Genomic DNA, 5,123 nt, shown 5'->3' on the forward strand with positions numbered 1-5,123 from the left:
GGGCAGGGTGTGTGGTTTATAAGAGACAGGCTTCACCCTTGACCCACTGCCTCCGGTCGCCTTTTCACACTCGGAGGGCGGCCGGGGGGCGTGGCCACGCGGGGGGACCCTGTGGCGCGAAGCGCCGTGGGCGTCTGTCGGGTGTGGGGGTGGTGGTGCGCGGTCGTTGAATGGGGTGGCCCGGCGGCGCTTGGCGTGTGACGGCCGGTGGGTTGCTGGGACTCCTGCTCCGCTGGTCACTGTCGGTGGGTGGTGGGGTGAGTTGATCGGTGTGGGTGTCCGTAAGTTCCGCAACTCGCCTTCGGGCGGTCCTGAGGGGCCGATTCCGGGGAAGTTACCGCGAGTAGTGGAGAGTTGGGGACCTCTGCCCCTCTCCGCACCTGCCATTCGGCTCTTTGTTGCCTCGGAGCTGTCACACATGTGCGGTGCGCTCCGTCAGTGGGGTGTGCGAGCGGGAAACGCTCGCCGCCCCCGAGCTGAGGAGCCTCCGATGTCCACCACCTACATCGTCGTCACCGCCGTCGCCGCGTTCATGGTCGGCTTCTCGGCGCTCTCGGTCTTCATCAAGGCCCCGTGGGTCATCCAGCCGCTGACCGAGTACGGAGTCCCCCGGTCCTGGTGGACCTGGCTCGGCCTGGCCAAGGCGGCCGGCGCGGTGGGCCTCGTCGTGGGTCTGTGGATCCCGGCGATCGGCCTCGCGGCAGGCATCGGCGTGGCCCTGTACTTCACCGGGGCCCTGATCACCGTGATCCGCGCCCGCTCGTACGCGCACGTCGTCTGGCCGGTGATGTACGCGGCCCCGGCCGTCGCCGCCCTGTTCCTCGCCTGAGCCGTACCGTTACGGCTCGAGCCAGCGCCGCAGCGCGTCGACGGTGGTCTCCGGCGAGGTGTTGAAGCAGAGGCGGATCCCGGGCACGGCCTCGATGAGGACGTTCACGAGCCGTTCGAACAGCAGGGTGTGCTCGGGCATCATGCGCACGCCACCGCCGATCATCGCCAGGCCGAAGTCCTCGTCCTTGAGCAGTCCCCGCACGGCGGCCTCGGCGTCGTCCGGGGAGGGGTCCACCAGACAGGTCACGACGTCGAACCCGGCCTCGCGCAGCGCGGCGTTCCCGGCCGCGATGCGTGCGGTGAGCGACGCCTCGTCGAAACCGTCGGGCAGGGTGCTGTAGTCGAGCGAGCGGGGGTGCAGTCCGATGGACAGGGTCTTGGTGTTCTCCACGATCACAGGGTGCCCACGAACGAGTTCCCCATGCCTGGTTCCGCGGTCACTTCCAGGTCGCCGTGACCTTCTGGGTGTCGACGTGCATGCCGAGCGGGACGCGCCAGGAGTCCACGCAGACCGTGTACGTCCGGGTCTGCGCCGCTCCGGCCGCGATGGGGGCGGGGAGGGGCTGAGCCGATTCGATCGTCGCCCAGTCGATGCCGAGCGCGCCGATGATGTGGGTGGCGAAGGTGACCGTCCCTGAAGTGGCCGCCGTGCCGCCCGTGTTGCGGAAGGTGACCGTCACGCGTTCGCACCATCGCTTGTCCGCGTCCGTGAGGACCGGGGCGGAGAGGGTGAGCGTGGCGGGGGTGGCGGGGGTGGTGGGGCTGGGGGGCGGCTGCGACGGGGCGGTCGGTGTGGTCGTGCCCGGGGGTGGAGCGGTCGCGGTGCGCGGTGGGGTCGTGCCGGGCCGGGCGGGTGTGGTCCCGGGGCGCGAGGTTCCAGGGGCCGTTTCCGTATCCGTACCGCCGGGGGCCGGAGTGGTCCCTGGTGGGCGGGGTGAGGGGGACGAGGTGCTGGAGGTCGTCCCACTGGCCGACGGGGCGTCCAGGGGGATCAGCGTGACCGATCCCGACGGCTGCACCGCGTCCTTCGGGGTGGAGCCCGCGCCGACCGCCGCGTAGCCCTCGCCGTCGTCTCCGCTGCCGCACGCGGTCAGCGCTCCGCCGAGGCAGAGCGCGACCACCGTCAGAAGTGACCTCTGTCGCCGCATGGCGTCAGTCTTTCTGACGACATGTCAGTTGTGAACCGGAACCGCGAACTTCAGTCGGCGATCAGGCCCTGGCGGAGCTGGGCCAGGGTGCGGGTCAGGAGGCGGGAGACGTGCATCTGGGAGATGCCGACCTCCTCGCCGATCTGGGACTGGGTCATGTTGGCGAAGAAGCGCAGCATGATGATCTGCCGCTCCCGGGGCGGGAGTTTGGCGAGCAGCGGCTTCAGTGATTCGCGGTACTCGACGCCCTCCAGCGCCGTGTCCTCGTATCCGAGCCGGTCCGCCAGCGAGCCCTCGCCGCCGTCGTCCTCCGGGGAGGGGGAGTCGAGCGAGGAGGCGGTGTACGCGTTGCCGACCGCGAGGCCGTCGACGACGTCTTCCTCCGACACGCCCAGTACGGCGGCGAGTTCGGGGACGGTCGGGGAGCGGTCCAGCTTCTGCGCGAGCTCGTCGCTGGCCTTGGTCAGCGCCAGGCGCAGCTCCTGGAGCCGGCGCGGGACGCGCACCGACCAGGAGGTGTCGCGGAAGAAGCGCTTGATCTCGCCGACGACGGTCGGCATCGCGAACGTCGGGAACTCCACGCCGCGTTCGCAGTCGAAGCGGTCGATCGCCTTGATCAGGCCGATGGTGCCGACCTGGACGATGTCCTCCATCGGCTCGTTGCGGGAGCGGAAGCGGGCCGCCGCGTACCGCACGAGCGGCAGGTTGAGCTCGATGAGGGTGTCGCGGACGTAGGTCCGCTCCGGGCTGTCCGCGGCGGCGCCCGCGTCGTCCAGGGCACGGAGCCGCAGGAAGAGGGAGCGGGAGAGCGTGCGGGTGTCGATGGCTTCCGGCGTGACAACAAGCGGCGCGGTGGGCTCGGCGCTCTCCGCCGTCGGCTGGACCGGCATCGGTACCGGCGTCTGCACGGGCGTGAGCGTGAGCACCTTCGAGCTGCCCTGTTCTGCGGACATGCCACCCCCTTGAGGTCGCGGACGGTCGCGGCGGCCACGACCATCGGAGGAACGCAGCCTCCACCTGAATACCGGAGGCGGGGCTGCGGCAAACGCGGTTCCAGCAGAATGTCACATGTCGGCAACACGCTGTAGTGACTTGTCGACATGGCGTGGGTGAATATCCGCAGGAAACAAGGGGTGTACGGCATTTGGGGCGCCGCGGAACTGCTCCGAACCGGTCTACCCGTTTCAGCTACGCCTCGATCCGATTTGCGGATCTCAATCGGGCGAAGCTCCGGGCGAGGAGCCTTGACACGTGCATCTGCGAGACGCCGAGCTCCTGGCTGATCTGAGACTGGGTCAGGTTGCTGTAGTAACGGAGCATCAGGATCCGCTGCTCGCGTTCGGGCAGCTGTACGAGCAGGTGCCGTACGAGATCCCGGTGCTCGACGCCGGCGAGCGCGGGGTCCTCGTAGCCGAGCCGGTCGAGCAGTCCGGGCAGGCCGTCGCCCTCCTGGGCCGCTTCCAGGGAGGTGGCGTGGTACGAACGGCCGGCCTCGATGCAGGCCAGCACCTCGTCCTCGGCGATCTTCAGGCGCTCGGCGATCTCCGCGGTGGTGGGGGAGCGGCCGTGGGCCGTGGTGAGGTCCTCGGTGGCGCCGTTGACCTGGACCCAGAGCTCGTGGAGGCGGCGGGGTACGTGCACGGTGCGGACGTTGTCGCGGAAGTAGCGCTTGATCTCGCCGACGACGGTGGGCATCGCGAAGGTCGGGAACTGCACGCCGCGGTCGGGGTCGAAGCGGTCGATGGCGTTGATCAGGCCGATGGTTCCGACCTGGACGACGTCCTCCATCGGCTCGTTGCGGGAGCGGAAGCGGGCCGCCGCGTACCGCACGAGGGGGAGGTTGGCCTCGATCAGCGCCCCGCGGATCCGGTCGTGCTCGGGGGTGCCCGGTTCGAGCTCCTTGAGCTGCCCGAAGAGGACCTGGGTGAGTGCGCGGGTGTCGGCGCCCCGGGTGCTCTGTGGCCGGGTGGACTGCGGCCGGGTGGACTGGGGGTGGTTGGGTTGCGGCCGGGTGGCCTGCGGCCGGGCGGACGGGGACAGCGGGCGCGTGGCCTCGGGGTCGCCGGCCTCGTTCTGGGGCGGGACCTGAGGCGCTGTACTGGCCGGCACGTTCACGCCACCCCTTCGGCTGGTATTGCTGGTCAACTACGGTCAAACTCATCCATCAAAAGCGGTCATAGCATCACAAGACATGTCCACTGTGTGCAAGCACCGTATAGCCACGTGTTGAGGGCAAGTTGGGGCCAAACGGGAGGTGAACACCCGGAAGGCCCCCCGCCATGACGGCGAGGGGCCTTGAAGAATCGAGTCGGGCGAACCCTAGAACGCGTAGTCCGCGATCACCCACGTGGCGATCTCGCGCCACAGCGCGACGCCCGCCTGGTGGGCCGGGTGGTCCAGGTAGCGCTGGAGCGCATCGGTGTCCTCGACCGCCGAGTTGATGGCGAAGTCGTACGCGATCGGCCGCTCGGAGATGTTCCAGCCGCACTCCCAGAAGCCCAGCTCCGGGATCTCCTTCTCCAGCCCGTCGAACGCCTCGGCCGCGGCGACGGCACGCGGGTCGTCCTTCGTGATGCCCTCGTTGAGCTTGAACAGGACCAGATGGCGGATCACAGCAGGACTCCTCGTCGGTGGTTCTAGTTGACGAGTTCGGTCATGAACTCGCCGACGCCCTGTGCGGCGGACGATATGCCCTCGAACCCTACCTGGACGAGATCGGCGGCCCTGTCGGGGGAATTGATGATCGTGTACAGCACAAAGACCACGAGCGCGTAGAGCGCGACCTTCTTCGCTTGCGCCATCTGCCGCGCCCTCCCCTGTCTGCACCCCTGCGTGGACGCGTGAGTCTAACGGAGCCACTTCAGCCACTTCACCGGGCCTTTATGGACCAAGGGCCCGGGAATCGGGGCCTTTTGCCGCCCCCCGGAAGGGTGACGGCAGAGCAGTATGGATGTCGAGCCCAGCGGATCTGGCAGGAATCCGCAGGGCCGAGGAGCCGGCCCTCACTGCGGGGTCCGTGCCGCAAGCTTCCCCCTGACTGCGGCGCAGGACTTGCAGGACCGGTTCTCATCGGGGGGAGCGGCTTGTCCCCCCGATGTCGCTCCCCCCGTCCGACGAAAGAGGCCCCGGCCACGCCCACAGGCG

7 protein-coding genes are annotated in these 5,123 nt (G+C 69.2%); 1 reads left to right on the plus strand and 6 read right to left on the minus strand.

Annotated features, from left to right (window positions below):
• The first annotated feature begins 490 nt into the window (after positions 1-490).
• The gene (locus ACFVZW_RS16395) at positions 491-829 is read left to right on the plus strand and encodes a DoxX family protein (RefSeq protein ID WP_384521641.1); all 339 of its coding nucleotides are present in this window, start codon (positions 491-493) and stop codon (positions 827-829) included.
• Positions 830-838: 9 nt separating this feature from the next.
• Here the strand turns inward: ACFVZW_RS16395 and ACFVZW_RS16400 are convergent, their stop codons facing one another.
• From ACFVZW_RS16400 to ACFVZW_RS16425, 6 genes are all read right to left on the minus strand, one after another.
• Positions 839-1,222, minus strand: a complete 384-nt coding sequence (locus ACFVZW_RS16400) for a hypothetical protein (protein WP_384521644.1) — start codon at positions 1,220-1,222, stop codon at positions 839-841.
• A 46-nt stretch (positions 1,223-1,268) separates the two neighbouring features.
• On the minus strand, positions 1,269-1,979 hold the full coding sequence (locus ACFVZW_RS16405; protein WP_384521646.1) for a hypothetical protein: 711 nt from the start codon (positions 1,977-1,979) through the stop codon (positions 1,269-1,271).
• Positions 1,980-2,029: 50 nt separating this feature from the next.
• Positions 2,030-2,932, minus strand: a complete 903-nt coding sequence (locus ACFVZW_RS16410; RefSeq protein WP_384521649.1) for an RNA polymerase sigma factor SigF — start codon at positions 2,930-2,932, stop codon at positions 2,030-2,032.
• Positions 2,933-3,167: 235 nt separating this feature from the next.
• Positions 3,168-4,088, minus strand: coding sequence for an RNA polymerase sigma factor SigF (locus tag ACFVZW_RS16415; RefSeq protein WP_384521652.1), 921 nt, complete (start codon positions 4,086-4,088; stop codon positions 3,168-3,170).
• 210 nt (positions 4,089-4,298) lie between these two features.
• Entirely contained in the window at positions 4,299-4,592 is a 294-nt protein-coding gene (locus tag ACFVZW_RS16420; protein ID WP_383170464.1) for a Dabb family protein, read from the minus strand.
• A 23-nt stretch (positions 4,593-4,615) separates the two neighbouring features.
• A complete protein-coding gene (locus ACFVZW_RS16425; RefSeq protein WP_175439350.1) occupies positions 4,616-4,780 on the minus strand; it encodes a hypothetical protein in 165 nt (54 codons plus the stop codon).
• Between the last annotated feature and the right edge of the window lie 343 nt (positions 4,781-5,123).

Source organism: Streptomyces sp. NPDC059567 (assembly GCF_042735655.1).
GTDB lineage: Bacteria > Actinomycetota > Actinomycetes > Streptomycetales > Streptomycetaceae > Streptomyces.

Excerpts from the sequence above, each read along its gene's own strand:
- ACFVZW_RS16395 (WP_384521641.1), top strand. The coding sequence starts at position 491 with ATGTCCACCACCTACATCGTCGTCACCGCCGTCGCCGCGTTCATGGTC.
- ACFVZW_RS16405 (WP_384521646.1), bottom strand. The coding sequence starts at position 1,979 with ATGCGGCGACAGAGGTCACTTCTGACGGTGGTCGCGCTCTGCCTCGGC.
- ACFVZW_RS16410 (WP_384521649.1), bottom strand. The coding sequence starts at position 2,932 with ATGTCCGCAGAACAGGGCAGCTCGAAGGTGCTCACGCTCACGCCCGTG.
- ACFVZW_RS16425 (WP_175439350.1), bottom strand. The coding sequence starts at position 4,780 with ATGGCGCAAGCGAAGAAGGTCGCGCTCTACGCGCTCGTGGTCTTTGTG.